Raw genomic sequence first — 26,440 nt, 5'->3', positions numbered from 1 at the left:
GTGGTACCGATTACGGCAGCGCCACAGCGACTAATCTGCAAGTGTCCACCGATGGTGGTGCAACGTGGGGCAATGCGACGACCGCAACGATTGCTGCAGGTAGCACGAGTGTGTTGGTACGGACACCAGTCACGGACGACTTGTTAGATGAGATCGACGAAACCTTCGTATTAACCGCAACGCGTACGGCAGGTACCACGACCAATGCTTCGGCAACAGGTACTGGTACGATTACGGATAATGACGCTTCACCTGTGGCGACTTCTAATGCAATTACTATTTCAGAAGACGCTGCAGCAGTCATTACTGGCGGCGGAACTGTGTCTACTGCAACTTATCGTTTTGCTTGGTCGGATTTTGGTATCACGGATGCTGATGCTGGCAACACATTAAGTGTCAAGATTGTGACCGGCCCGGCTTCTGGTGCTCTGCAGTTCTTCAATGGGGCTTCATGGGTTAGCGCAGTCGGTTTGACGATTACCCAGGCTCAAGTGACGGCGAACAATTTACGCTTTGTTCCTGCATTGAATGAATCTGGTGATAGTAGTTTTGCGACAGCTGGCGTCGGCAATATGAAAACTGACTACGCTAACTTTACCTTCCAAGGTGTAGATAATGGTGGAAATGTCAGTAACACAGCAACGTTGACAATTGATGTTAGACCAGTTGCAGATGCACCAAGCTTAACGGTGACGAATTTCACTGCATCGACGAAATTCACAACGTCATGGGAAGCTGCCGATACTGGCTTGACTCAAGCGACACTAAATCCAGATACCACATCAACTGCATACACAGCATCCACAACTTTGTCGGGTTGGACACGCATGGATGCGACGACAGGCGGTACTGATCCGAGTGCAGGCGGAACCAATGCATTTGAATTGTGGTCGACCAACGACGTGATGACAGGTTCTGATAACAATACCTATACAGTTACTGCAAAAGCTGGTAATGGAACAAACTGGTTGGAATTGAACAATGCATCAGCCAATGTTCAAACCATCGGTATTTACCGTGACGTAGCAACAGTATCAGGACATTTGTATCAACTCTCATTTGACTATGCTGGTCGTAATGGCTTTGCCAATGACTTCACTATCATGTCGGTCTATGTTGGCGGCGTGAAGGTGGCGAGCTATTCAAATCTGAGTGCGCTTAATGCCTTGAATTGGCAGAATTTGAGTTTTAGTTTCATCGGTGACGGCACAAATCAGCGTATTCAAATTGTGACCGATGCTGAGACCTTTAATTCGAACGGTCGTGGCGCGATGATTGATGGTATCTCTCTGGTTGAAAGTCAAGGTGTTCTTGCTGGTAATGCTGTTTCTGGCACGATGACGAACATCGCATTGTCTGGATATGTGTCAGCGACAACGACTGATACAGATGGTTCTGAATCCATCAGTTATAACTTCTCCAGCTTGCCAGCTGGTGCGACGATCTTCACAGCAGCGCATCCTTCAGGAATTGCTGCAGTTGGAGGAGTTGTTACTGTTCCAGCAGCAGAATTTGCTAGTGCACAGTTGCAACTTCCTGCATCGACAACAGGCGATATTACTTTTAATGTCACCGCGACGACGACCGAACCAAATGGCAGTGCATCGACCACTGCTTCGCAGTCGGTATCGTTCAAAGTACTGGGTGGAATGGGTGCAGATGGCTTTGACTATTTCTATGGCGATGCAAATGCTAATACGATTAATGGTGATGTCATCAATAGTACCCATGGTAGTGCTGATTACATTTCTGGCGGAGCTGGTAACGATACAATCAATGCCGGTGCTGGTGCAGACACGATCATTGGTGGACAAGGCAATGACAGCTTAACAGGTGGCTTAGGTGCAGATACCTTTAAGTGGGCATTGAGTGACAATGGTACGACTGCAGCGCCTGCGACTGATACGATCACCGATTTTGCTACAGGAACTTACGCATCTGGTGGTGATCGTTTAGATTTGCGTGATCTGTTGGTGGGGGAAACTAGCGCAACCTTAGATAAGTTTATGCATTTCAATTGGGATGGCACGAATACCACTTTATTTATTAGTACAAGTGGTGCATTTACCGCTGGCAATTCTATGGCAACCAATCCTAACAATGTCACGAACAACGATGTGCAACAAATAGTCTTTAGCGGCGTCAATCTCACGACTGGCTTCACCACAGATCTGCAATTGATTAATGATTTGATTTCGAAAGGTAAGATTATTACCGATTAAAATTGATTAATCATTGAAACAGAAAAAAGGGGCAAATGAAAATTTGCCCCTTTTTTTCTAACTTGCGCATCAACTCATGCGTTTGCTTATTTCAGTGAATGATAGATTGATAAATGTTTGCTGAAGTTTATTATTGAAAATTATGGCGACTACAAACTCAGATTCATATATGGAAACATGATCGTTATAGACCTTTGTACGAGTATCGCGAACGCTTAATATTTACTCGTGGCCTTGCTCGTGGCTTTACTCGCAGGATGATTCAAAGCTCTATTTAGAATTTTTCTTGAGGCGCAAATCAGTGCTTGCACGCAGCAAGCACCGAAAATTCAAAATGTGGACGTGCTCAGTTCGCGCGATGCTCTCCGATAAATCAACTTATTCACTGAGTGGAAACTGGCGGCCAACTTCTGGCCCTGTAGCACCATCTAAACCTAATTGATTTAATACGGACAACTCTGCTTCGCTCGTGACGCTTTCCGCAAAACTTAGCAGGGCTAAACGATGAACAATGTGACATACGCCTTTGACAAACGCCTGATTGCCGTCATTGCTTTCAATATTGCGAATGAATCCACCATCAATTTTGACGTAATTTAACTTTAGGTCATGTAGTAGATTGATCTTGTCAAATTGACGGCCAAAATGTTCTAAGCCTAATTTGCAACCGGTCGGTGCAATGTCGCTATGAAACATGCGGAAGGCGTCAATATTGGCAAATACACCGTTTTCAGGAACTTCTAACCAGAGCTGTTTTGCGGCTGCAGGTTTGCTTTGTAAAATGGCTTTTAAGCGTGTGCGGAAATCTGCACTTTGGATTGAACGTGCCGATAAATTGACCGCAATTTCTTTATCAGAGCTAGCTTTGTTGAGCTCTTCTAAAGCTAATTTAATCGCGATTAAATCTAATTTTTCTGTCAATCCAAGGCGTTCTGCAATCGGTAAAAAGCGTGCCGCTGGAAACCATTCCCCTCCAAACATCAGACGTAATGCGGATTCTTTATGGATCAGTTCACCATTTGATTTTGTGACGGGAAAATAGGCTAGTTTTACCCAATTTTGTTCAATCGCTCGTAAAATTAATTTAGTCCACTCTTCGGCACTGCGAGGTGCATGCTCAATATTTAATGGTGCTGACTCATGCACATTACTACTTCCAGTTGCTTCCGCACTGGCGACGGCAGCATCGACTTGCGCCAATAAACTACCGGGTGTAATGCCGAATTCATAGTTTCCATAACCGATATATATCGTAAAGCTCTCTGTCTCTTCTGCAAAAATTTTCTGAATCTCGACCAGTATTTTTTGTGATACGGTATGCGCATCTTCGCGTCGGAATAATAAGGCAAAGTCAGTACCGTTGAGGCGTGCAGCAAAGCCGTCATGTAAGTGTTTTTGATGTATGGCGAGTAGCTGACCGACTTTTTTGAGCAAATCGTCGGTTTTATTTCTGCCTAAAGCTTTATTAACACTCGCCAGTTCAGCTAGGCGAATTAAGACTAAGCTACCTGCGGGTGCATTTTCTTCTTCCACGCAAGCTTGCAATTGGCTGATAAAGTGATTGCGGTTTGATAATCCTGTGGTGGCATCTGAATTAGCTTGCGCGCGCAAAGTCTCGAGTCGTTCCGCTTCTTCCGCAAACATTGATTTCAACAAGACTACGGTGGAATTCATCGCAGTGGATAATTGTTTGAGTTCAGGTACGCTTGATTCTGGCGTGATAATGAAGCGTCGTTCTGTCATTCCTTTGGCCTGATCAATGACAGCTTTCAATGGTTGTTTAATGCGACGTAAAATTAAAGCGCCGAGATAGCAGGCAATGAGTCCTGAAATTGTTAGCGCAGCAAACATCTCTTGTACCGATCTCCAGAGTGTCTGGTATGCATCACCATTTTGGCTAACTAGTGAGATAGTACCTACCTGTTTCCAACCATTGCTAATTTGCGCCTGACCAGGTATTGATTGAATCGGAAACCACTGCTTAAACCAGTTAGGTACATTGGATTGTTCTGCTGGAGCCGTGCGCTCAACCAATGTTTTCCCCGCAGGATCAAGTACTTTAATCGATGCATAATGACCATTGTCGAATAGCGACGCAACGATCAGTTCCAACTCAACTGGCTCAATATTTTTTTGACTTAAAGAGAGCGCTAGCACTGTCGCATTATCTGAATTCTTCATCCGCAGTTGCTCGTTTAAATAGGCGCGAGAACTGATGGTGGACGCGAATAAGCTACCAACCAAAGCGATTAAGGTACTAAGGATGATGGCAAACCATAATTGGCGGTACATCGACATGGTGTTTCCTTTGTAAATTGTGCGTTCTTTCTTGAACCTTGGATATAATCATCCAAGCACTACTGCTGATTATTCAAAACCTTCTTATCTAAAACCTTCTTATTCAAAGCCTTCTTTACGAGCACGTTCTAATAAATCTTGCCAGCGTGATAGCCGACTAGTACCACCAGGACCCAGGCTCGCATTGCTGGCAGCGCCTGCGAAAATTCCTTGTCCATTAAAACTAAAAATAGGGGCCAGATCGTTGCGTCTGGAAGCCGGGCGAATATCTGAAATTAAATTATCGAGAATCAGTGGCTCGGCATCAGCTGTCGGGTAATATGCAAGCACCATGTGAGCCTGAGTAATACTACTATTGACACCACCAATTCGCGCCTTTACGTAAACAAGTCGTAGTTGCGTATCGGGGATATTCAAATTACGCAAACTAAAATATTTTGCAATGACAAAATCTTCGCAGTCGCCTTTTTTTTTCGCCAGACTCTCAAGTAAAGTTGCCCAATAATCGGATTGCCCCCATGCTTCATTATCATCGGTGTAAATAATTTTTCGATTGAAGAAAAGATTGACCTTCTGTAGTTTGACATCAATCGGAGCATCAATATTGCTGGTAATTAGATTTGACCATTCATTGAAGATTTGCTCATCACCGCCTAGCGATCGCATACTTAAACGCAAGCGATCCCAGTTTATTCCAAATGAATTTAGCGATAGTGCCGCAGTCACGATAAACAGGCTTATCGCTAGTATTTTGATTCGATAGCAACGTAAGGCAAAAAAAGCAGATTGCAATGTGGACTCGACCAAAAATTTTCAAGGATGTGTAAAGCAAGGCGAGTGCTTTAACACAGCATGATTGCCGATCTTTTACGCGGAGAAACTTATGTGCACGAGGTAAAAAAATATTTAGTGAGATCGCAATCCTACTAATCATTCTACAAGAAAAAAATGCTTCTCTTGAGAAACATTGCAGATTCTTACATAAGTTCTCATGACTCTTTGTAAAAAACCCGCAGAGGCTGTTACCTTGCGGGTTTTTTGCTGGATCTAGTCATGCTTAAGCACAGCAAGTCTTACCATTGTTTTGCATTTGGCCCCGAAACTGTCTCATTGACGATTTGCCACTTTCCTTTGATTTCTTCCCAATGCAAAGTTTTCTGCAAGGTATCTTGATAACTGCTTGAATGATAATCTTGTTGGAAGCTAGTCGTCGCATGCTTGTTATCTTGCATTGTGAACTTAATGTCCGACAAATCTAGCGTGATTTTTTGTGCGCTCATTAAACGTGCACGACGGGCAATTTTCCAAGATTCTCTGGACGTGTATTTTGCAGAGTAAAAATTGAAATAAGCATCTGGGTTCATGCTCACCCATGCTTCGCGCCATGCTTTGAGCGAGTTCAAGATTGAACTGCGAGAATTGATAACATGGTCTTTATTTTGTTCGGGCATTTTGGCAGCAGGCACGGCGACTTCCGCTTGGCTTGGTTGCGCAATTGCTTGAGTCGTTGGTTTGCTGAGCTCTTGTACCGTAACGCCTTCGATTGCGCGTTGATCAAGTTGTGCTTTGTTGATGACGTAGATCTCAGGCGCCTCGATAGGACAATTAGCAGCGGCTGCATTTGGGCTGATTTCACTATTTTTCAGTAAGCCTGTGTCATCATCGCGACGGTTTAAACCCAGTGCGGAATAGAGCTTACCCATTCCAGCTTGGGTTCTTGCATAGGCCAAAAATAAGTCAATTTCTGCATTGGAAAAAGTGCGCTTAGCCTGATACAACTCATTTTCTGTATCTAATAAATCGAGTAGCGAGCGCTGTCCAATATCGAATTGTTGGCGATAAGCATCGCGCGCTTTTTCAATCGACAATTGATGTTGATCGAGGAAATTCAATTGATCTGTCAATTTGCGCGTGTCGTTATAAGCAATCGCCAGAGTTTGACGGATATCACGACAGGTTTTGTCGCGCAAATCACGCGCCAGATTGAGCTGATCAGCCGCTTCTTGTACTCGCGCCTTATCGCTACCGCCGTTAAACAAATTCCAAGACATCACAAATTCTGCGGAGTTATTATTAGTGCGACCCGTGACGAAGTCGATGTTATTGCCGCGTTCCGCTCGCGCTTTAAAATCGAGGCGAGGTTGATAAGCAGAGCGACGTGAGTTTAACCCACTGTTGACTGAATCAATATTGTCTATGCTGGCTAATAATGCTGGATGATTGGTAAATGCTACATTCAATCCTTCCACAATTGAGCTTGGCATTCCTTTGGATAAACCGCTCAAGCTCTCCAATTCTTTTGAAGGCATAACGCCAACCAAGCGTTGAAAACGCGCACTCACGTCATGCAAATTCGATGTTTCTGTAACTAAATTAGCTTCTGCTAAAGCTAAACGCCCTGAAATTTGTTCTAAATCGACGCGACGACTGACACCAGCTTTGGATTTTGCTTGAATTTGCTCGAATACTGCACGGTGACGTACATAATTGTCTTCCGCCAGACTAACCAATTTACGGAACCGTGCAACATCCGCATACGCACGAACGACTTCTAATACGATGCTTTCAGATGTATCTTGTAATTCAAAGAAACGTACGCGCTTTAAATGATCGAGTTGCTTAACTTGGTTGCTGGTCAGAAAACCATCGTAAATCATTTGATTCAGGCTGAGAGTGGTCGCGCTACGATTTAATTCTGATTTTCCCAGACGGTTGTCGCGATTGTCACGTCCAGCATCTGCGCTCAATGTGACGTTTGGGAGATACGCACCAAAAGCCGCGTCCCGACCAGAACTTGTTGATTGAAAACTATGCCACTTCGCCTGCACTTCAGGATTGGTCAAAATAGCTTTTTGAGCAGACTCTTTGAGAGTTTGCATTTGCGCGTATGACGATACGGTAGTGACGGCTAAGCTAATCGCGAGACTAATTTTCTTTAGATTTAGTGACATGTTTTTCTCAAAAAGGTCAAGATTAAGTTGAAGCGAAAGATAGCAGAAGTTTATTGGCGATGCCAAGAAATCCATAATGTATTAAAGTCTATTTTTCAATAATTAACAGATTCGATGCACTATGGAAATTCTTTGTCACACGTGTACTTTATTTACATGTAATTTGACGTAAAGATTCACGCGCCGCATTAATTGTCGTTTCAATCACGTGATCAAAATGGCATGCTGACACAAATCCTGCTTCGTACGCCGATGGAGCAAGATATATGCCATGATCGAGCATCGCATGAAAGAAACGTTTAAAGAGCTCACCATTCGCCTGCATGACTTGTTCGAAGCTCGTCGGCACTTCTTTGCAGAAGTAGATACCAAACATGCCGCCTATCGCATCTGCACAGAAATCTATATTGAGTTCTGTTCCAATGCGATTAAATCCATCTACCAGTTTTTGCGTTTGTTGGCTTAGTTGCGTATAGAAGTCTGGCGCTTGAATAAGTTTCAAGGTTGTAAGTCCTGCTGCAACCGCTACAGGATTTCCAGATAGGGTACCAGCTTGATAGACACCGCCCAAAGGTGCCAGATGCGCCATAATTTCTGCTTTGCCACCAAAGGCTGCCACTGGCAAACCGCCACCGATGACCTTTCCTAATGCGGTTAAGTCTGGCGTGATTCCAAACAGAGCCTGCGCTCCACCAAGAGCAACGCGGAAGCCGCACATCACTTCATCAAAAATTAATATGCTACCGTGCTCACTACATAAGCGGCGCATCGTTTGAAGGAAAGCTTCGGTCGCCTTGATGAGATTCATATTGCCAGCAACTGGTTCAACAATGACACAGGCGATTTCACTACCAAATTGTTGAAACGCAGATTCCAATTGAGCGCAATCGTTGTAATCAAGAACCAAAGTGTGTTTGGTGAAATCAGCAGGAACACCAGAAGAGGTTGGATTGCCAAATGTCAGCAAGCCGCTTCCAGCTTTGACTAGCAAGGAATCTGCATGACCGTGATAGCAACCTTCAAATTTGATAATTTTGTCACGCTTCGTTGCGCCGCGGGCTAGTCGTAAGGCGCTCATCGTCGCCTCTGTTCCACTCGAAACAAGACGCACCTGTTCAATTGACGGCACTAATTTGCAAATTTCTTCGGCCATCAGAATTTCAGCTTCAGTCGGTGCTCCGAAGCTGAGGCCTTGCGTTACCGCATGTTGAACTGCGGCAATGACTTCAGGATGTGCATGTCCCAAAATGGCAGGGCCCCATGATCCAATGTAATCAATATATTGTTTATCATCCGCGTCCCAAATGTAGGCGCCTTCTGCTTTTTTGATAAAGCGTGGCGTGCCACCTACAGAGCGAAATGCACGCACTGGTGAGTTCACACCGCCTGGAGTTGTAATTTGCGCTCTCTGGAAGAAAGTCTCATTGAAAGACATAAAAATATTCTCACTGCAATAATGGTTAAAAAACTCAGCTCCGCGATCAATAATCAATCGGATGCTGTATGACGATCGTAATTACAATTCGTAAATCGCAGAAAAAGTGCCTGAACTAAGAAAGTCCACTACTTTTACTGGAATAAAAGCTTAAGTTTGTTTATTCTTCGATCTTTTTCGGTCATGCAAAGATGCTTGTTTATATAAATATATCGGACAATAAACAAAAAGCTGATCTTAACCTAACACCTGTTTAAAGTCGTTATCTAAAAGGAATGAAATTCGTGGAATATAAGACAATGATGTGCCTAATTTGCGGCTGGATTTATGACGAAGCCGCTGGTATGCCGGAAGATGGAATTGCTCCTGGGACAAAATGGGAAGATGTCCCGTTAAACTGGACTTGTCCCGAATGTGGTGCAAGAAAAGATGATTTTGACATGGTGCCTATGTAAATCGATATGCAAGGTGCGATGTTGTCTTGGTACATTTGGGAAGTTGAATTGACCCGAAAATTAGGTGTAAGTCTCTATTTTTGATCTGTATTTATATACAGCTAAACCTTAATTGTTGTTTCATCGCGTAGAAACAACTAAAAATTGGTGCAAGCTTGATAAACTTTGATAAAGTGCGATGTAGTAATAACTCTTCCAATTCGAGATAGCCTCATGTCAACATCCATCAGCAACGAAAATTTAAGAATTATGGTGATCGACGATAGTAGTACTATTCGTCGATCCGCCGAAATCTTCTTAGGGCAAGTTGGTTACAAAGTGATTTTGGCAGAAGATGGATTCGATGCGCTGGCAAAAATAAATGATACCCATCCTCATTTAATCTTTTGTGACATCTTAATGCCACGATTAGATGGATATCAAACTTGCGCATTAATCAAGAAAAGTGCGAAATTCAGAGATACCCCAGTCATTATGCTCTCCTCAAAAGATGGCTTGTTTGATCGGGCGCGTGGTGCAATGGTGGGGTCAGAAGAATATCTTACTAAACCTTTTACAAAAGATAGCCTGCTGAAGACCGTACGTAAGTACACGTCTGAGGCTATTTCTAATTAAATTCAAAACTTTTTCGAGGTTGAAAATGGCAATACAGAAGATTTTGATCGTTGATGACTCACCGACAGAACGTTATTTTTTAACAGATATTTTGGTGAAGAACGGTTTTTCGGTCTCGACAGCTGAGAATGGTGAAGATGCTTTGACCAAAATTAAGGCGGACAAACCACAACTCATCTTGATGGACGTTGTCATGCCTGGTCAAAATGGTTTTCAAATTACCCGCGCAATCTCACGTGATCCTGAAACACAAGACGTGCCGGTCATCATTTGCACTAGCAAAAACCAAGAGACCGATAGAATTTGGGGCTTACGTCAAGGTGCAAGAGACTATCTTGTGAAACCGATTGATCCTCAAGAGTTACTCGCAAAAATTGCAGCGCTCGGTTAAGCGAGTTAGTTTATGGCAGACAATTCGAGCGACAAATTTGTAGTAACAGAGCCTGAGATAGTGGTTTCCGCAGCGGTCGGACGACGTGCTCGTTTGCGAGATTTTCAGTCACAGCTAATGGAGCGTATGCAAGCCGCGAAGGCGGGTGCGCATGTGCGGGCAAATCAACTAGGCGTGCAAATCGGCAAGTATCGCTATTTGATTGATTTGCGTGAAGCTGGTGAAATTGTTTCTTCGGGCAATCTCACCAAAGTTCCTTTGACCAAGCCTTGGTATCTGGGCTTGTCCAACGTCCGTGGTAGCTTGACCAGCGTGATCGATTACTCCCTTTTCGAGGGACACGAAGCGACGTTCTTAGACTCCTCGTGCCGAGTTCTCGCCTTTTCAAATTCATTGTCATTTAATAGTGGCTTGTTGGTCTCAAAAGTTTTGGGTCTGCGTAATGCCGATGAAATGGATTTGATCGATGAACAAGCGACGGATGAGAATACGATGAATCATCACAAGAAGCCGTGGGTGTTGAATCGGTTTCTCGATGCAGATGGGCAGATCTGGTCACAAATAAGCCTGTCGTTATTGGTCCAAGATCAAGAATTTTTGCACATTGGACTGTAAAAAAATAAGTGTTTGACGGATACGTAAAATAGAAAAAGCCTAGCTTTTCAATCGTTTAGGAGATTTTGTAATGGCATTGAATAACCCACCACATTCGACTGAAGATCAAGAAGTCCAAGATCTAGACTTTGCGAATCAAGCTTCAGAGGCACCAATTGAGTCGATTGAGAATGAGATTCTGCCGCTAGAAACGATAGAAGAAGCACAAAATGTACGTATGTTGCATGAGCATGACGTACAAACTGCTGAGCCAGAACCTCTGCCACAACAAGCATTTGTAGAACCCGAAAAAGAAGTTAACTTCGATAGCACCATCAACCGTGTGGATGCGACGATCATTGGTGATGCACTAGAAAAAGGTCGCGATATTCGCCTGCCTTTGATTGGGCATTTGCCGCTGCAAAAACAAATTCGTTATTTGTTGATCGCGATGGCCGTCTCTTTGGGCCTCAGTGCGCTTTTCGTTTATTTGAATGCGAGTCAATCGGCCTTGATTTCTACGCAGGCGCAGATTTCCGGTGAGATTTTGATGCACTCGCAGCGTATTGGTAAAGCTGCGCCGAATGCGATCTACGGCAAACCAGCGGCGTTTTCTCAGTTGGAAGAAAGTCAAAAAACGATTAATGCCAATATCGACGTTCTCTTGAATGGGGGCGATTACAAAGGTCGTTCCATTTCCAAAGCAGGGTCAGGCGTTGAGCCAATTCTGAAATCGACCAAAGCGGCTTGGGCGAACTCGAATAAAGCAGCGACGACCATCATGAAAACCAAGAAAGAATTGGCTGGTTTCCGTGAAGACTTAGAAAGCATGAACTTGCTGTCCCCAACTCTCGAAAGTTTGACGAGCGATATCTCGACCAAAGAAGTGCAGGGCGGCGCCTCTCCTCAAGCGATTTTCGCGTCCGGTCAATTAGTTATGTTGACACAACGTCTGGCACGTAGTGCGAGTGAATTCATGACACCTGAAGGTATTAACCCAGAAAAAGCATTCTTGCTTGGTAAAGATGCGGATACTTTTTACGAACTGGTTGAAGGCTTCTTGAATGGTAGTGAAATCAATAAACTTGCCGCAGTTAAAGATGCATCGATTCGTGCCTTGTTGAGTGATTTGCGTAAGACTTTCGTTGATTACAAAAAGAACGTTGACAGTATTTTGGCGAAGAATAATGAATTTATTGAAGCGAAAAAATCCGAGCAATTGATCTTTAATGAAAACGAAGACATTAAACAAAAAATTGCTACGCTGGAAAAAACTTATACAGCGCAACAAGATTCTACCAATCTTTCATTCTGGTTCTTGATGTTGTCTGCTGCGGTCGCTTTGGTTTCTGCGGCAGGTATTGCGGTCGTGTTGTTGCAAGACAGTCGTAGTCGTACTAAAGAAGCGAATCAACGTCGTATCGAGGCCGATGCGCAGATGCAATTGGCGCAGAAGCAAGAGGAACAAGCGAATGCGGTTAATGAACAGAATCAGGCTGCGATTTTGCGCTTAATGAATGAGTTGCAAGAAGTGGCGGATGGTGACTTGACTGTTCAAGCAACGGTTTCGGAGGACATCACTGGTGCGATTGCCGACTCCGTTAATTACACGGTGGAAGAGTTGCGCGGTCTGGTAGGTCGCGTTACAACAACTGCGGTACAGGTTACTAGCGCGTCTTCACAAGCGCAGACAATTTCCGATGAATTGTTGGAAGCGTCTCATCAACAAGCGCGTGAGATCGTGGATGCAGGTAAAGCGATTACCACGATGGCGAATGATATTACCGAAGTTTCCCGCTCTGCGAATGAATCGGCCGAGGTTGCGCGTCAATCAGTTGCTGCGGCGGAGCAAGGAGCCTTAGCGGTGGAAAACACGATCAAGGGCATGAACGAGATTCGTGAACAAATTCAGGAAACTTCTAAACGTATTAAACGTCTCGGTGAATCTTCACAAGAGATTGGTGAGATCACGGAACTGATTTCCGACATTACTGAACAGACCAACGTATTGGCGTTGAACGCGGCGATTCAGGCGGCGTCTGCGGGTGAAGCAGGTCGAGGCTTCTCCGTGGTTGCGGAAGAGGTTCAGCGATTGGCGGAACGTTCAGCTGAAGCGACCAAGCAGATTGGTGCCTTGGTTCGTACGATTCAGACGGATACCCACGATGCGGTAGCCGCGATGGAAAAATCAACACAGGGTGTGGTTGAGGGAGCAAAACTGTCCGATGCGGCGGGTACCGCGTTGTCAGAAATCCGTAGCGTTTCAAACCGCTTGGCGGAACTGATTCAAGGTATTTCACTTTCTACAGAGCAGCAAGCGACTTCGGCGAACGGCGTTGCACAAAACATTCAACACATTTTGACGATTACCGAAAAAACACAAAACGGTACACAACAAACCTCTCTCTCCATTAAAGACTTGTCGAAGTTGGCGGAAGAATTGAAGAACTCAGTGTCTCGATTCCGGGTTACAGCCTGATTTTCGACCGCAAGCTAACTCTTTGTTAGCTTGCTTATGTATGCAACGCGGGAAACTCAGTTTTCCGCCCTTAGAGTTTGCGGGGTTTAAGAATGACATCAGGTTCTTCTAAAACGTTGGATTCTGGACAGGAGCAATTTGATATTGCTCCCTTGTCTTGGGTCATGACGGAATTGCGGGAAGCACTTTCGAGTGCTGGTAAGTTGTTGAATGATGCGATTGGCCAAGAGGCCGAAACGCAAGCCACATCTTTATTACAGGCGAAGACCTACTTGCATCAAGCTCACGGAGCTTTGCAAATCGTGGAGGTAGAAGGTGTCTCCATTGTGACTGAAACGGTCGAGGAGTTAATCGAGCGAATTCAGGCGGGTAAGCTGGTTATTTCTACTGACGTTGTACAGCGTATTACCGAGGCGTTTTACGCGGTCTTACGTTACCTAGAAGATTTATTGGCGGGGAATTCTCAACAGCCAGTGCGATTGTTCCCTGAATATCGTGCTTTGTTGGAATTGAAAGGCGCCGAGCGCATCCATCCTGCCGATCTGTTTTTTCCGTCATTGTCTGTTCAGGAAAAAATTCCAGAGTTGGCATTGTCGGCTCACCCAACAAATATCAACTATGGTGCGATTCGCCTACGCTTTGAAAAATTATTACTGACTGTACTCACGAGCAAAAATGCTGATGCAAAATTAGATGCGTCGAATCAAATGAGTGTCTTGATTCGTGAAATTGAACAAGCACAGACAAGTTCGCAGACGAAGGCATTCTGGCTAGTGATGCGTGCATTTGCTGAGTCAACTGCCTCAATCGATGCGCGTGATGAACGTCATATTAAGCAAATCTGGGGTCGGATTAATTTGCAAATCCGCCGCTTGGTCGAGGGCAATACCAGTGTGCCAGAACGCTTATTGCGGGATGCTTTGTTTTTTATCGCACAAGTTCGTGAGCCTTCCGCTTTTGTCGCACAAATCCGCCGCGCTTACCAGCTTGATGATCACGTCCCAGACGATTATGACCAAAAACGTTATGGTTTGATTGCGCCAAATGTCTTAGCTAACGCAAAAGAATTACTCACTAATATTAAGAATTTGTGGGGACGTATCTCAAACGGCGATAACAGCTTGGTAGATAAGTTTACGCAAAAGATGAAAGATTTGGCGGACTTAGGTGTGAGTCTGCAATCTGCTCCATTGACCAAATTATTGCGCGAATTGAATGGTATTGCGAGTCATGCTGTCCGCGCAAAAGACAAAGAGCGGATGGGATTGGAGTTGGCGACTTGCCTTTTGTTTTTGGAAAATGCGCTGGAACAAATCACACATTTGCCGGCTAATTTCTCTGCGCGTGCGGATGAGATTTCCGCTCGTTTATTGTCCGTAGTCAGCGGCGAAGTGCCGGATGGCCATGTTACTTGGATCGGTGAGATTTCTCGCGAAGCACAGCAACGCCAGACCATGGGCGTGCTGGTTGGCGAAATGCAGTTGAGCTTAAAGCAAGCCGAAAAAGCCTTAGATGAACATTTCCGTGATATTTCAAATACCGCCACATTAGCACCTGTTGATGGAATTTTGGCGCAACTGGGTGGCGCCTTGGCGATGTTGGATCAAGATGATGCCCTCGCAGCGGTGAGCCATACGCGTACTTTGGTAAATTCGTTTGCCGATGGAAATTCATCGTTAACTCCGGCAGAACTAGATAATTTGCATCAAAAAGTCGCGCAGAATGTGGGCGCACTGTCATTTTTTATCGAGACTTTGCAAAGCCAGCCTGAATTTGCTAAGAAGCGTTTTGTCTTTGATGCAGCTGCGGGCACTTTCCAATCTAAATTGTTGGAAAAAGCGCCTGAGAAAGAATTACTTCCATCAACGCCTTTGGAAGCAAATCCAGAGGCAATGCCAGCCGCTACTGCTGAACAAGATTTGATCGAACAGCAAAAAGAATCTGAGCGTTTATTAGCGTCATTGGTCGACGCGCCAGAAGATTCAGATTTGCAGGCGAAACTCAAAGACTCCTTGGATCATGAACGCTCATACGCCGCTTTGCTCGACGATAGCGACGCTAGTGCAAGGGCAAAAACAGCCATTGATTTGCTCGCCCATGCTGATCTCAGCCAAGCTGCTGCGTTAGATGAAATCGTTGCTGCGACTTCTCATGGTGAAGCTGCGCCAGAGATTCAATTGAGCCAAGAGTTGCCGGAAACCGAAGAGGAGATTGACGCTGAATTGTTGGAAATATTCCTGACTGAGGCCGATGAAGTGCTGGGCGCGGTTCGCGAAAATATTCCTCTGTCACGTCATGATACAAATAATCAAGAATACTTGATTCGCTTGCGTCGCTCATTCCATACACTCAAAGGTAGTGGGCGTATGGTGGGATTAATGGTGTTTGGTGAAGGTGCCTGGAACATCGAGCAAGTCATGAATCTGTGGTTGTCAGAAACCCGTGCCGGTACTGAATCCCTCTATCAATTGCTGGAATATGCGGCAGAAGAGATGTTTGCTTGGGTAGAAGAACTTAAAACGAAGGGTAGTTCTGGGCGAAATTCTAACGCGATTATTGCCGCAGCCATAAGGGTGCGTGACGGCGAGAAATTTAGCGTCGATGCTGCAGAGCCAGTATCAGTTGTGCTCGAACCAGTTGTACTCGAACCAGTTGAAACATTGGAGCTGGCAGCCAGCGAGCCTCAGACTGCAGAACTTGATGTGAAATTCTCAGTTCAAGCCCCCGCGTTGGCAGTTGCTGAATTGGCAGTCGACTCCCCCGCTCAGGCAATAGAGAGCGGAGTAAGCCTAAGCGTCGATACAACAGCTGAGGCTGAGTTGTCCTTAACTGGATTCGACATTGAACCAGAAGCGGAATCTACTGAAATTTTGGTGGCTTCTGACATTGTTGAAGAAAGTGCTCCTGAATTTAGCTTAAGCATCCCTGAACTTGAAGTGCAGGAAATGACTGAGCTCAATACGGAGTCAGCAACAGCGTCAACAACAGAGCCGACAGCAGAACTTACATTAGATTTTCCTGAGATCGTATCACTGCAAGAACCACAAGAACTGCAGGAAGAACAACAGCCGTTAGATTTAATTGAAACAGTTACTTTAGATGAGTCTGTGGATGGTCTTGACGCTGTTGCTCATGATTTGGCCGATAATGTGGTCGCCTTGACCCCAGTGATTGCAGCACCTGAAGCGGCAGAGTTTGCTGACTTGACGGAAGCTCCAACATTGTTGACTCCATCAGATGATGCAATTGCGGTTCAACAGTCGGCACAAATCATTGAGTTTCCTGATTTCTCCATGCCTGTTGCCAAGGAGTCCGACAATACCAAACGTATTGGTGAGATAGAAATTAGTTTGCCTTTGCATACGATTTACATGGCAGAGACAGATGAAATTGTACGCTTCCTCGCGCAAGATTTCTCTGAGTGGAGGCATGAGCCCACCAGACCTGTGTCACGTCATGCAGTCCATGCAGCGCATTCCTTAGCGGGTAGCTCGGCGACGGTAGGCTTGTTTGCCGCGCAAGAATTGGCGCACAGCTTGGAAAATGTGTTGCAGCGTTTGGAGCGTCATCCAGTCAGTTTGGAAAATGCAGAGTTTGATTTGCTGGATCATTCTGTCGACTGCGTCAAAGCAATGTTGCAGAAGTTTGCTTTGTCGGAAATGGCGGACAGAGTTCCTGAAGAAAACCTGCGTTTAAGTCAATTGTTAGAAACGGTAATTTCTCGCTCCAATATTGGAGATGACGGGGAGTTCATCACTTCTACTAATGAACGTCTGGATCCAGTGTTATTAGAGCCAGTCGCTTCTGAGTTGCCTGAGTTGGACGACATGTTGGTGGTGGAAGACGAGTCGCTTGCCACTGCATCGATATCCGCAACAGATCTTGGAACGGATCTTGACGAGGAAGTTGTAGCCTCATTTGTAGCCCCGTTAGATATTGAAGGTGTCGATGCCTCCATTTCTTTGACATCTGCTGAGTTAGCAGCTCCAGACCATCTGGAATTAGCGGACGTCTCATCCGATTTGTCCGTGAATGTCTCTGAGGATATTTCTACAGAATTGTTGCAAACGATGACAATTCCAGAGGCGGTTTTCTCAACAGAATTAGCTCCAGAATTGGAGATTGATTTGTCTGGTGGTGGTCAAGATTCATTGCCTGCGCCGGTGACAGCTCTTGTTGAAACTGAGGCGGTTGTAGACGAAACAGCGATAGTTGAAATTATCGAACCGGCTGTGCTTGAGCAAGCCATAGTCGAGCAAGCCGCAGTCGAACAAGCTCTAGTTGCGCAGCCTATCGTTGAGCAGCCAGCGCCAGTCATGCAAGAAATCCCAGTTGACCGCAGCAGTTCAGAAATTGAACTCAAAGTCAGCGACGAGATTGATCATGACTTGCTCCCAGTATTCTTGGAAGAGGGTAATGATCTGTTGCCAATGATAGGACAATTATTACGTTCATGGCAGCAAAGTCCTGAAGATGATGCGATTCCGCAATCTATTTTGCGTTTGATGCATACGGTAAAAGGCAGTGCGCGGATGGCGGGGGCGATGCAGCTTGGGCAGCATACGCATGACATGGAAACACGCATTGAAAATCTGATGCACACCGGTAGCACAATTCGTCAACCGTTGTTGGAAGATTTGTTGTCCCGTCATGATTATGCAATGCACCTGTTTGAACGTTTGCAAAATCCTGATTTGGCAATGCAAGCGGCTCCTGTAGAAAATCTTGCTGAGCTGTCTGCTACTGAAGAGATGAATCAGTTCCAGGAAGCTCTAGAGCAGCCTGCGATGCATGAAGTTGAAGCTTCAATCTCGGCATCGGATGAATCCTTGGTGGCGCAAGAATCGTCCGTCGAATCCTCAGAGTTGAGCAATGCCGTTGCGGCGGTTGAAGTGCCTTCTTTAGCCGCGAATGTTCCTGCAACAGATGCGACTAGTACTTCCGCTAAACCCGCAATTGTGTCACGTGCTTTGAGACAGGTGGCGCCACAAGTAGTGGCTGCGGCCAATACTGCACCCGTGCCGTTGGTGCGTGTGCGTGCTGATATTTTGGATCGTTTGGTCAATCAGGCTGGTGAAGTTTCTATTTCACGTTCTAAGTTGGAAAATGAGGTTGATACTTTAAAAGCTTCCTTGTCGGAATTAACTGAAAACGTTAGTCGTTTGCGCGACCAATTGCGTGAAGTTGAAATTCAAGCTGAAACGCAAATTACTTCGCGTATGGCGTTCTCTGGTGATCGTGAATTTGATCCTCTGGAATTTGATCGATTTACGCGTCTGCAAGAATTGACACGGATGATGGCTGAGAGCGTCAGTGACGTCGCCACCGTGCAAACTGCGTTGAACCGCACGATCGAAGGCGCGACCATCGACTTGAATGCACAAGCACGTTTAACTCGTGAATTGCAACAAGATTTGATGCGCGTGCGTATGATTCCGTTCTCCAGTGTTTCTGAGCGTCTGTACCGGATTGCGCGTCAGACCGCGAAGGAAATGGATAAACGAGTCAACTTAGATATTCGTGGTACTTCAGTTGAGATTGACCGTAGCGTTTTGGAAAAAATGGTTGGCCCATTCGAACACATGCTGCGTAATGCTATTGTGCATGGTATCGAAGCACGTCAGGATCGTGTCGCCCGTGGTAAAAATGAAGTGGGTGAATTACTGATTGAGATTCGCCAAGAGGGTAACGAAGTTGTTATTCACTTTACGGACGATGGTCAAGGATTGAATATCAATCGCATTCGTGAAAAAGCGAAAAACGTGGGCTTGTTGACTGACGAGAGTTTTGTCAATGAATCTGATGTCGTCAACCTGATTTTCGAGCCTGGCTTCTCGACTGCTAGTGAAGTGACAGAATTGGCTGGTCGTGGTGTTGGTATGGACGTCGTGCGTTCCGAAGCTGCCTCATTGGGCGGACGTGTTTCAGTTAGCACCGTGGAAGGCAAAGGCGCGCATTTCACGATTCACTTGCCGTTGACGTTGGCGGTGACGCAGGTTGTGATCTTGAATGCAGGTGGCAAAACATTCGCCGTGCCTTCAGTCTTGGTAGAGCAGGTGCAACAATTGAAGTCCGCCGCATTGGCAACCGCTTATAACGACGGTGCAATTATGTGGCAGGGCAATCGAGTACCATTGCATTACTTACCAAGCATGTTGGGTGAGCGCGATGCAACTCCAGACACACAGCAATACACGCCTATCCTGATCATGAAGAGCGATAACGAACGTGTGGCAATTCACGTCGATCAGATTATTGGTAACCGCGAGGTCGTTGTTAAAAACGTTGGCCCGCAATTGGCACGTATGATCGGTATCGCAGGTGCAACGGTACTGGGCTCGGGCAATATTGTTTTGATTTTGAACCCTGTTCCTTTGGCACAGAAAATTGAACACGAACGTGCTAAATTACCTGAGTCGCACGTGGAAAGTGGTGCCCCAGAATTGGGTGCAGTGGCTGAAATGGTTGAAAAACAAGCTGCTCCAACTCAAGTCGCGCCAGTTCAAGGCTTGCGCACGCATCATATCGTGATGGTCGTAGATGACTCACTGACTGTACGTCGTGTGACGCAGCGTTTGCTGGTGCGTGAAGGTTATCAGGTTGTGTTGGCGAAAGATGGTATTGATGCGCTGGAACAATTGCAGTCGATTACGCCAGATGTGATGTTGGTCGATATTGAAATGCCACGCATGGATGGTTTCGATTTGACACGTAACGTGCGTAGCGACTCTAGAACCCATCATATTCCTATCATCATGATTACTTCACGTACGGCCGATAAACACCGTAACTATGCGGCAGAACTCGGTGTGAATGAGTATTTTGGTAAACCTTATCGTGAAGATGATTTGTTGACGGCAATTAGCGGTTTCGTGAATAAGCAAATCGAAGCTGTGTGATCGTTTTAAGTTCGACATGAAAAATCGTAGTCAACTTCAGTAATAAAAACGCCTCGAAATATCGAGGCGTTTTTATTTGCGTAGTATCGATTTAGCTGATTTTCTTCACGACACTGTATCGTTCTAGAGTCCGCAGACGGGCGACATCATGCGCCACAATTGGATAGGGATAATCGCGTCCCAATTGCAAATTCATTGCAGCTAACTCGATTGGACTAAGCTTCCAGGGAGCATGAATTTGTTTAGCGTTCAGTTTGGCTAATTGTGGCAAATAACGACGTATAAATTTCCCCTCACTATCAAACTTTTCAGACTGTGTAATCGGATTGAAAATTCGAAAGTACGGTTGCGCATCACAACCAGTTGATGCCGCCCATTGCCAGCCGCCATTGTTGGCGGATAAATCAAAATCGTTCAGGTGTAAGGCAAAATAGGCTTCCCCCCAACGCCAGTCTATGCCCAAATCTTTGACCAAAAAGCTGGCGACCACCATGCGTAGTCGATTATGCATATAGCCAGTTTGATTTAATTGCAGCATTGCTGCGTCAACCAAAGGATAGCCTGTCTTGCCATCACACCAAGCTTGAAACAGTTCCTGTGCTGAGCTTCCGCTTTCCCATTGAATGGCGTCGTACTCAGGTTTGTATGCATGTCCAACGACGCGCGGATTGTGGTACAAAATCATGAAGTAGAAGTCGCGCCACACCAGTTCTGATAGCCACACACTAGCACCTTCCATCGCGTTTGCCGTGCGTATTTGCCGCATCGCTTGACTTACTAGGTAACGAATAGAGACGGTACCAAAACGCAAATGAACGGACAGGTAAGATGGTCCCTTAATGGCAGGAAAGTCTCGCGCATGGCCATAGTGATCAATTCGCTCTAGAAAATCTTCCAACAGCGCAGCACCGGCACTCATGCCACCGTGCAGTTTTAAGTCTTGTTCGCTGAGTTCTTCGAATCCCATGCTGGCCAGGCTAGGCATCGTCGTTTCAGTATGTGGTGCAAAATGACCCGCATATTTTTTTACAGGATAGGGTTTGAAATAGAAATCTGCTTCCCCTTCGGTTTCAGAGGCAAGTTTTTTTAACCAGGCATTTTTGTAGGGCGTGAAGACAGAAAATGGCTTGCCAGCCAAACTTAGGACTTCATCTTTATCAAAAATAACCTGATCCTTACAGTCGATGAAGTCACAATTGAAACTCAGTAAGTGTTGTTGCACGGTGTGGTCGCGCTGTATCGCAGCCGGTTCGTAATCACGATTGACAAACACTGCATTGATTTGCAGTTCGGCCGCCAAACGAGGGATTTCTTCGACGGGATCGCCGTAGCGGACGATCAAATGCGTGCCTAATGCTTGTAATTCAGCCCGTAATTCCTGAATGCTTTGATGAATAAATTGCACCCGGCGATCGCGTTTCGGCAGTCCTTGCAGGATGACTTTGTCAAAAATAAATACGCAGTAGCAAGAATTTGATTGTTTTAAGGCTTGATACAAAGCGGCATTGTCAAAATGGCGTAAATCGCGGCGAAACCAGACTAAACTTTTGGTGTAGGTCATATTTTCAAATTTTGTGGTGAAAATTAGATGTATTTGCTTGTAAGATCTTTGCAATATACTTGGAATAACGCTTCTTACATCGGTTTTTTCGGTAGCCCGAGACCATATCACAGATCATAAAACCACACTAAAACTGATAAAATACGGGTATGAAGAAGCAAAAAAACCTACATTCCCCAGTTGACGACTTTGATGATGAAGAAATTGAACTCGTCAGCGATGATTTTTCTGAAACTTTAGAACGCGCACTTAAACGCAAAATGAGCTCCTCAGACTCAGATTCAGGTTCAGACTCAGGTTCAGGAGTTGCTGAGCAATCTCTCAATCTCAGCAATCATTTTCTCATTGCGATGCCCGGCATGCTTGACCCTATTTTTGGCGGCACCGTGATTTATATGTGTGAGCATAATTCGCGTGGCGCGATGGGTATGGTGATTAACCGTCCTACCGATATGACGATTGCCGAGTTGTTTGATCGTATCGATTTACAACTAGAGATTATCCCTAATTCCCATCCATTAGGACAACGCCCGGTATTGTTTGGTGGTCCAGTGCAAAGTGATCGTGGTTTTGTCCTGCATGCGAATGCAGGGAAATTTACATCATCGCTGAAAGTTAGTGAGGACATTTCTTTTACTACCTCGCGCGATATCTTAGAGTCTCTTGCTGCTGGTGAAGCACCGCAACGCCTGTTGCTCAGCATAGGTTATGCCGGTTGGGATGCCGGGCAACTAGAACAAGAAATTTTAGCAAATGGCTGGCTGACCGTGCCTGCGGATTTGAGCGTGATGTTCGATACGCCAGTAGAAGAGCGTTTTGATGCAGCGATGAAATTGCTGGGATTTGATCCCTTGATGCTAGCATCAGTTGCAGGGCATGCTTAATGACGAGCGTGGATACGGTCACTATAAGCGGAACCATATTAGCTTTTGATTTCGGTTTGAAACGCATAGGTGTTGCGGTAGGCAATACCTTGATTCGACAAGCACAGCCATTGTCTATCATTAATGCACCGAGTAATGATGGCAAATTTGAAGTGATTGCGCGCTTGATTCAGGAATGGCAACCGGCATTATGTGTGGTCGGCTTGCCTATGCACCAGGACGGCGTAGCGCACGAAATGACGGTGCGCTGCCAACGATTTGCGAATCAATTACATGGACGTTATGGCGTCAAGATTGCTCTGGTGGACGAACGTTATTCGTCAGCGGTATTGCATGCCAAGCAGGGTGAAAGAATTGATGATCAAGCGGCAGCAGTGATTTTGCAGCAGTATTTTGATCAGACATGAAATGGTCGTGTGAAATGCTTGTGCACAGGCAGCGAGCATACAACCCCAATATTCAATGTGAAACTTCTAAAACAATTTGAAGAGTAATGATGAAAAATCCACAGTTAAATAAGAACGGCGAATTACAACACTTATTAGGTATTGATGGTTTACCAAAATCGATCATCAACCACATTCTGGATACAGCTTCTTCGTTCGTCAGCATAGGTGAACGCGAACTTAAGAAAGTGCCTTTGATGCATGGTAAGAGTGTGTTCAATCTGTTTTTTGAAAACTCTACCCGTACTCGCACTACCTTCGAAATTGCAGCCAAGCGCTTGTCTGCCGATGTCATCAATTTGAACATCGCAGCATCGAGCGCCAGCAAAGGTGAATCTTTACTCGATACGATAGACAATTTGGCGGCGATGCATGCCGACATGTTTGTCGTTCGTCATGCGACTTCTGGTGCACCATTCCTGCTTGCACAACATTTAAACGATACCAAGCAACATCACGTCCACGTGGTAAATGCCGGTGACGGACGCCACGAACATCCAACGCAAGGTTTGTTGGATATGTACACGATACGTCACTATAAAAAGGACTTCAGTAATCTGACCGTGGCAATTGTGGGTGACGTTTTACATAGCCGTGTTGCCCGTTCTGATATCCACGCATTGACGACTTTAGGTGCGGCTGAAGTGCGCGTGATCGGTCCACGTACATTATTGCCGGGTGGTTTGGAGCAAATGGGTGTGCGTGTTTTCACGAACATGAACGAAGGCTTAAAGGGCGTCGATGTAGTCATCATGTTGCGTTTGCAAAATGAACGTATGAACGGTGCCTTATTGCCTTCCACACAGGAATATTTCAAACAATATGGCTTGACGCCAGAGCGCTTAGCTTTAGCCAAGCCAGATGCGATCGTCATGCATCCGGGACCGATGAACCGTGGTGTAGAAATTGATTCCGCTGTCGCCGATGGGCCACAAGCGGTGATCCTGTCACAAGTGACGTTTGGGATTGCAGTGCGGATGGCGGTGATGAGTATTGTTTCTGGCAGCAATGCCTGAATTAGCAATCCCACCAGCTCAAGTTAAGAATAGAAATTTCGGAAAGAACTTAAATGAATCTTCATATTAAAAACGGCCGTGTGATCGATCCGGCGAGTGGCTTGGATGAAGTTAAGGATGTGTTTGTCAGCGCAGGGAAAATTGCAGCAATTGGAAATGCGCCTGCGGACTTTGTCGCGGCACATATGATTGATGCCAGCGGTTTAGTCGTGACTCCAGGCTTAGTCGATTTGAGCGCACGATTGCGCGAACCTGGGTTTGAATATAAAGCGACTTTGGAATCAGAATTGCAGGCAGCGATGCGTGGTGGTGTGACCAGTTTGGTGTGTCCGCCAGATACTGATCCCGTGCTCGATGAAGCTGGTTTGGTCGAAATGTTAAAGCAGCGAGCCAAGATGCAGCACAAGGCCAATGTTTATCCATTAGGCGCATTGACAGTCGGCCTGCATGGTCAAAATCTGACGGAAATGGCAGCATTGACGGAAGCGGGTTGCGTCGGTTTCTCGCAAGCCGAAGAACCCATCGTCGACACAAATGTACTGCAACGTGCGCTGTCTTATGCAGCGACTTTCGGTTACACAGTCTGGCTGCGTCCACAAGATGCTTTTGTCGGTAAAGGTGGAGTTGCCCATAGTGGTCCGTTAGCGTCGCGTCTTGGCTTATCGGGTGTGCCAGTGATGGCAGAAACCATCGCGATGCACACCTTGTTTGAATTGATGCGGGCGACTGGCGCTCGTGTTCATTTATGCCGAATTTCTTCTGCCGCTGGTTTGGAGTTAATTCGTCAGGCGAAAAAGGAAGGCCTGCCGTTAACGTGTGATGTAGGCATTCACCACGTTCATTTGACCGATACTGATATTGGTTACTTTGATTCAAACGCGCGTTTAACCCCTCCATTACGTAGTCAGCGTGATAGAGATGCGATTTTGGCAGCCTTGGCCGATGGTACGGTAGATGCGATTTGCTCCGATCACACCCCAGTTGACGATGATGAGAAAGCGCTGCCGTTTGCAGAGGCTTCAGCAGGTGCAACTGGTCTAGAATTATTGTTGTCATTGGCGGTGAAATGGTCAGATGACAGTCGTGGTGCGATCAGCCTGGGACAAGCCCTTGCTAAAATTACGCGTGACCCGGCGGCTTTAGTGGGATTGCCATGTGGTCAGATCAAAGTCGGTGAAGCTGCTGACATATGCGTGTTTGATCCGACTGCACGCTGGGCAGTGCGGGCAGATGCTTTAGTCAGTCAAGGCAAACATACGCCATTCCTAGGTTATGAATTGCCAGCAGTCGTAAAAGCGACGATCGTGCATGGTCGCCTTGCATATAGCTCTCTGTAATTGTGTTCGCTCTCATCCCTCAAGTTGAATAGCTTGAGGGATTTTTATTGCCCGAATTTGCGTATTTATTTTTATTATTCTTCTGTTTGGTGATGCATGCCTAAATTGCGATTTGCCCGTGTACTTTTGCATGTATTTGTTGGTGTTTTGACCTGTGCGTTTATCTTTCCATTTATTGCTGCGGCGAAGCGCGAGGCTTTGGTTAAACGTTGGTCATTTCAGTTGCTCGCTTTATGCAAAGTCAAAGTGAAATTGCTTGATCAAAGTGGCGGGCAAATTCCTGAACATGCATTAATTATTGCCAATCACGTATCGTGGCTGGATATTTTTGTAATTAACTCGTGGCAAGCTTGTCACTTCGTGGCTAAAGCCGATATCCGCAGCTGGCCTATTGCAGGTTGGCTCAGTGCTCAAGCCGGAACCATCTTCTTGGCTCGCGGCAAGCAACGAGAAGTGCGCCGTATTTATGAAGGTCTGGTGCATCAATTGCGAGACAATAAGCGCATTGCTTTTTTTCCAGAAGGCACCACGGGTGCACAGGGCGGCGTATTGCCATTTCATGCGAACTTGTTCGAAGCTGCGATTGAAGCTCAGGTGCCGATTTTGCCATTTGCTGTGCGTTACGTTGACGCAAAAGGAGAATTGCATCCCGCGGCAGACTTCATCGGTGAGATGACATTTGCAGAAAGTATGCGATTGATTTTGCAATCAGAAGCAATGATCGCTGAATTGATACAACTGCCAATGATTTCCACTGATGGTGCACATCGCAGAGAAGTCGCGCAAGTTGCAAGAGAGGCAGTGGCGGATGCTTTGGGCGTTAAATTATGATCGTCGAGAATTATAATCGTCGAGAA

Annotated in this window: 17 protein-coding genes; 12 read left to right on the top strand and 5 right to left on the bottom strand. The window is 45.7% G+C overall.

The features are described 5' to 3' along the window. A partial coding sequence (locus H8K55_RS19025) for a beta strand repeat-containing protein (RefSeq protein WP_186943651.1) occupies nt 1-2,222 on the top strand: 2,222 nt, incomplete at its 5' end. Nucleotides 2,223-2,600: 378 nt separating this feature from the next. Here the strand turns inward: H8K55_RS19025 and H8K55_RS19020 are convergent. From H8K55_RS19020 to hemL, 4 genes are all read right to left on the bottom strand, one after another. Then, a complete protein-coding gene (locus tag H8K55_RS19020; RefSeq protein WP_186943650.1) occupies nt 2,601-4,520 on the bottom strand; it encodes a bifunctional diguanylate cyclase/phosphodiesterase in 1,920 nt (639 codons plus the stop codon). A 99-nt stretch (nt 4,521-4,619) separates the two neighbouring features. Further along, a complete protein-coding gene (locus H8K55_RS19015; RefSeq protein ID WP_230408715.1) occupies nt 4,620-5,312 on the bottom strand; it encodes a transglutaminase-like cysteine peptidase in 693 nt (230 codons plus the stop codon). A 281-nt stretch (nt 5,313-5,593) separates the two neighbouring features. After that, a complete protein-coding gene (locus H8K55_RS19010) occupies nt 5,594-7,471 on the bottom strand; it encodes a TolC family outer membrane protein (protein WP_186943648.1) in 1,878 nt (625 codons plus the stop codon). A 148-nt stretch (nt 7,472-7,619) separates the two neighbouring features. Next, a complete protein-coding gene (gene hemL, locus H8K55_RS19005) occupies nt 7,620-8,906 on the bottom strand; it encodes a glutamate-1-semialdehyde 2,1-aminomutase (protein WP_186943647.1) in 1,287 nt (428 codons plus the stop codon). A gap of 284 nt (nt 8,907-9,190) precedes the next feature. On the opposite strand from hemL, the gene H8K55_RS19000 reads away from it, so the two are divergent. From H8K55_RS19000 to H8K55_RS18975, 6 genes are all read left to right on the top strand, one after another. Continuing rightward, nucleotides 9,191-9,361 carry a rubredoxin gene (locus H8K55_RS19000; RefSeq protein WP_186943646.1) on the top strand — a complete coding sequence of 57 codons (171 nt, stop codon included), beginning with the start codon at nt 9,191-9,193 and terminating at the stop codon, nt 9,359-9,361. A 213-nt stretch (nt 9,362-9,574) separates the two neighbouring features. Further along, entirely contained in the window at nt 9,575-9,976 is a 402-nt protein-coding gene (locus H8K55_RS18995; RefSeq protein ID WP_186943645.1) for a response regulator, read from the top strand. A 25-nt stretch (nt 9,977-10,001) separates the two neighbouring features. Continuing rightward, entirely contained in the window at nt 10,002-10,367 is a 366-nt protein-coding gene (locus tag H8K55_RS18990) for a response regulator (protein ID WP_186943644.1), read from the top strand. A 12-nt stretch (nt 10,368-10,379) separates the two neighbouring features. After that, the gene (locus H8K55_RS18985) at nt 10,380-10,982 is read left to right on the top strand and encodes a chemotaxis protein CheW (RefSeq protein ID WP_186943643.1); all 603 of its coding nucleotides are present in this window, start codon (nt 10,380-10,382) and stop codon (nt 10,980-10,982) included. Between the two features lie 70 nt (nt 10,983-11,052). Next, nucleotides 11,053-13,440 (top strand): methyl-accepting chemotaxis protein, encoded by a 2,388-nt coding sequence (locus H8K55_RS18980; RefSeq protein WP_230408714.1) that lies wholly within the window; start codon nt 11,053-11,055, stop codon nt 13,438-13,440. Nucleotides 13,441-13,532: 92 nt separating this feature from the next. Further along, on the top strand, nt 13,533-20,339 hold the full coding sequence (locus H8K55_RS18975; RefSeq protein WP_186943642.1) for a hybrid sensor histidine kinase/response regulator: 6,807 nt from the start codon (nt 13,533-13,535) through the stop codon (nt 20,337-20,339). A 91-nt stretch (nt 20,340-20,430) separates the two neighbouring features. Here the strand turns inward: H8K55_RS18975 and H8K55_RS18970 are convergent, their stop codons facing one another. Further along, nucleotides 20,431-21,900, bottom strand: a complete 1,470-nt coding sequence (locus H8K55_RS18970) for a cryptochrome/photolyase family protein (protein WP_186943641.1) — start codon at nt 21,898-21,900, stop codon at nt 20,431-20,433. 149 nt (nt 21,901-22,049) lie between these two features. Here H8K55_RS18970 and H8K55_RS18965 point away from each other — a divergent pair, with 149 nt between their 5' ends. The 5 genes from H8K55_RS18965 (at nt 22,050) to H8K55_RS18945 (ending at nt 26,414) form a co-directional block, all read left to right on the top strand. Continuing rightward, on the top strand, nt 22,050-22,784 hold the full coding sequence (locus H8K55_RS18965; RefSeq protein WP_186943640.1) for a YqgE/AlgH family protein: 735 nt from the start codon (nt 22,050-22,052) through the stop codon (nt 22,782-22,784). Beyond that, nucleotides 22,784-23,191: a Holliday junction resolvase RuvX gene (gene ruvX / locus H8K55_RS18960; RefSeq protein WP_186943639.1), complete on the top strand. Its 408-nt coding sequence runs from the start codon at nt 22,784-22,786 to the stop codon at nt 23,189-23,191. Before H8K55_RS18965 ends, ruvX begins: the two co-directional genes overlap by 1 nt. Nucleotides 23,192-23,280: 89 nt before the next feature. Continuing rightward, a complete protein-coding gene (locus H8K55_RS18955; protein WP_186943638.1) occupies nt 23,281-24,246 on the top strand; it encodes an aspartate carbamoyltransferase catalytic subunit in 966 nt (321 codons plus the stop codon). A 53-nt stretch (nt 24,247-24,299) separates the two neighbouring features. After that, entirely contained in the window at nt 24,300-25,583 is a 1,284-nt protein-coding gene (locus tag H8K55_RS18950; RefSeq protein WP_186943637.1) for a dihydroorotase, read from the top strand. Nucleotides 25,584-25,679: 96 nt separating this feature from the next. After that, complete coding sequence (locus tag H8K55_RS18945; RefSeq protein WP_186943636.1) at nt 25,680-26,414, top strand: lysophospholipid acyltransferase family protein; 735 nt, start codon at nt 25,680-25,682, stop codon at nt 26,412-26,414. Nucleotides 26,415-26,440: the final 26 nt, after the last annotated feature.

The organism is Affinundibacterium flavidum (assembly GCF_014284175.1).
In the GTDB taxonomy this organism is placed as follows: domain Bacteria; phylum Pseudomonadota; class Gammaproteobacteria; order Burkholderiales; family Burkholderiaceae_D; genus Undibacterium; species Undibacterium flavidum.
Note: the sequence above shows the minus strand (reverse complement) of the source record. Positions and strands in the feature narration are given on the sequence as shown.

What these genes read in the sequence shown, in the direction of transcription:
- H8K55_RS18980 (WP_230408714.1), top strand. Translation starts at nt 11,053, where the DNA reads ATGGCATTGAATAACCCACCACATTCGACTGAAGATCAAGAAGTCCAA.
- H8K55_RS18975 (WP_186943642.1), top strand. Translation starts at nt 13,533, where the DNA reads ATGACATCAGGTTCTTCTAAAACGTTGGATTCTGGACAGGAGCAATTT.
- H8K55_RS18985 (WP_186943643.1), top strand. Translation starts at nt 10,380, where the DNA reads ATGGCAGACAATTCGAGCGACAAATTTGTAGTAACAGAGCCTGAGATA.
- H8K55_RS18970 (WP_186943641.1), bottom strand. Translation starts at nt 21,900, where the DNA reads ATGACCTACACCAAAAGTTTAGTCTGGTTTCGCCGCGATTTACGCCAT.
- H8K55_RS18965 (WP_186943640.1), top strand. Translation starts at nt 22,050, where the DNA reads ATGAAGAAGCAAAAAAACCTACATTCCCCAGTTGACGACTTTGATGAT.
- H8K55_RS18990 (WP_186943644.1), top strand. Translation starts at nt 10,002, where the DNA reads ATGGCAATACAGAAGATTTTGATCGTTGATGACTCACCGACAGAACGT.
- H8K55_RS19020 (WP_186943650.1), bottom strand. Translation starts at nt 4,520, where the DNA reads ATGTCGATGTACCGCCAATTATGGTTTGCCATCATCCTTAGTACCTTA.
- H8K55_RS18945 (WP_186943636.1), top strand. Translation starts at nt 25,680, where the DNA reads ATGCCTAAATTGCGATTTGCCCGTGTACTTTTGCATGTATTTGTTGGT.
- H8K55_RS18995 (WP_186943645.1), top strand. Translation starts at nt 9,575, where the DNA reads ATGTCAACATCCATCAGCAACGAAAATTTAAGAATTATGGTGATCGAC.
- hemL (WP_186943647.1), bottom strand. Translation starts at nt 8,906, where the DNA reads ATGTCTTTCAATGAGACTTTCTTCCAGAGAGCGCAAATTACAACTCCA.
- ruvX (WP_186943639.1), top strand. Translation starts at nt 22,784, where the DNA reads ATGACGAGCGTGGATACGGTCACTATAAGCGGAACCATATTAGCTTTT.
- H8K55_RS19010 (WP_186943648.1), bottom strand. Translation starts at nt 7,471, where the DNA reads ATGTCACTAAATCTAAAGAAAATTAGTCTCGCGATTAGCTTAGCCGTC.
- H8K55_RS18955 (WP_186943638.1), top strand. Translation starts at nt 23,281, where the DNA reads ATGAAAAATCCACAGTTAAATAAGAACGGCGAATTACAACACTTATTA.
- H8K55_RS18950 (WP_186943637.1), top strand. Translation starts at nt 24,300, where the DNA reads ATGAATCTTCATATTAAAAACGGCCGTGTGATCGATCCGGCGAGTGGC.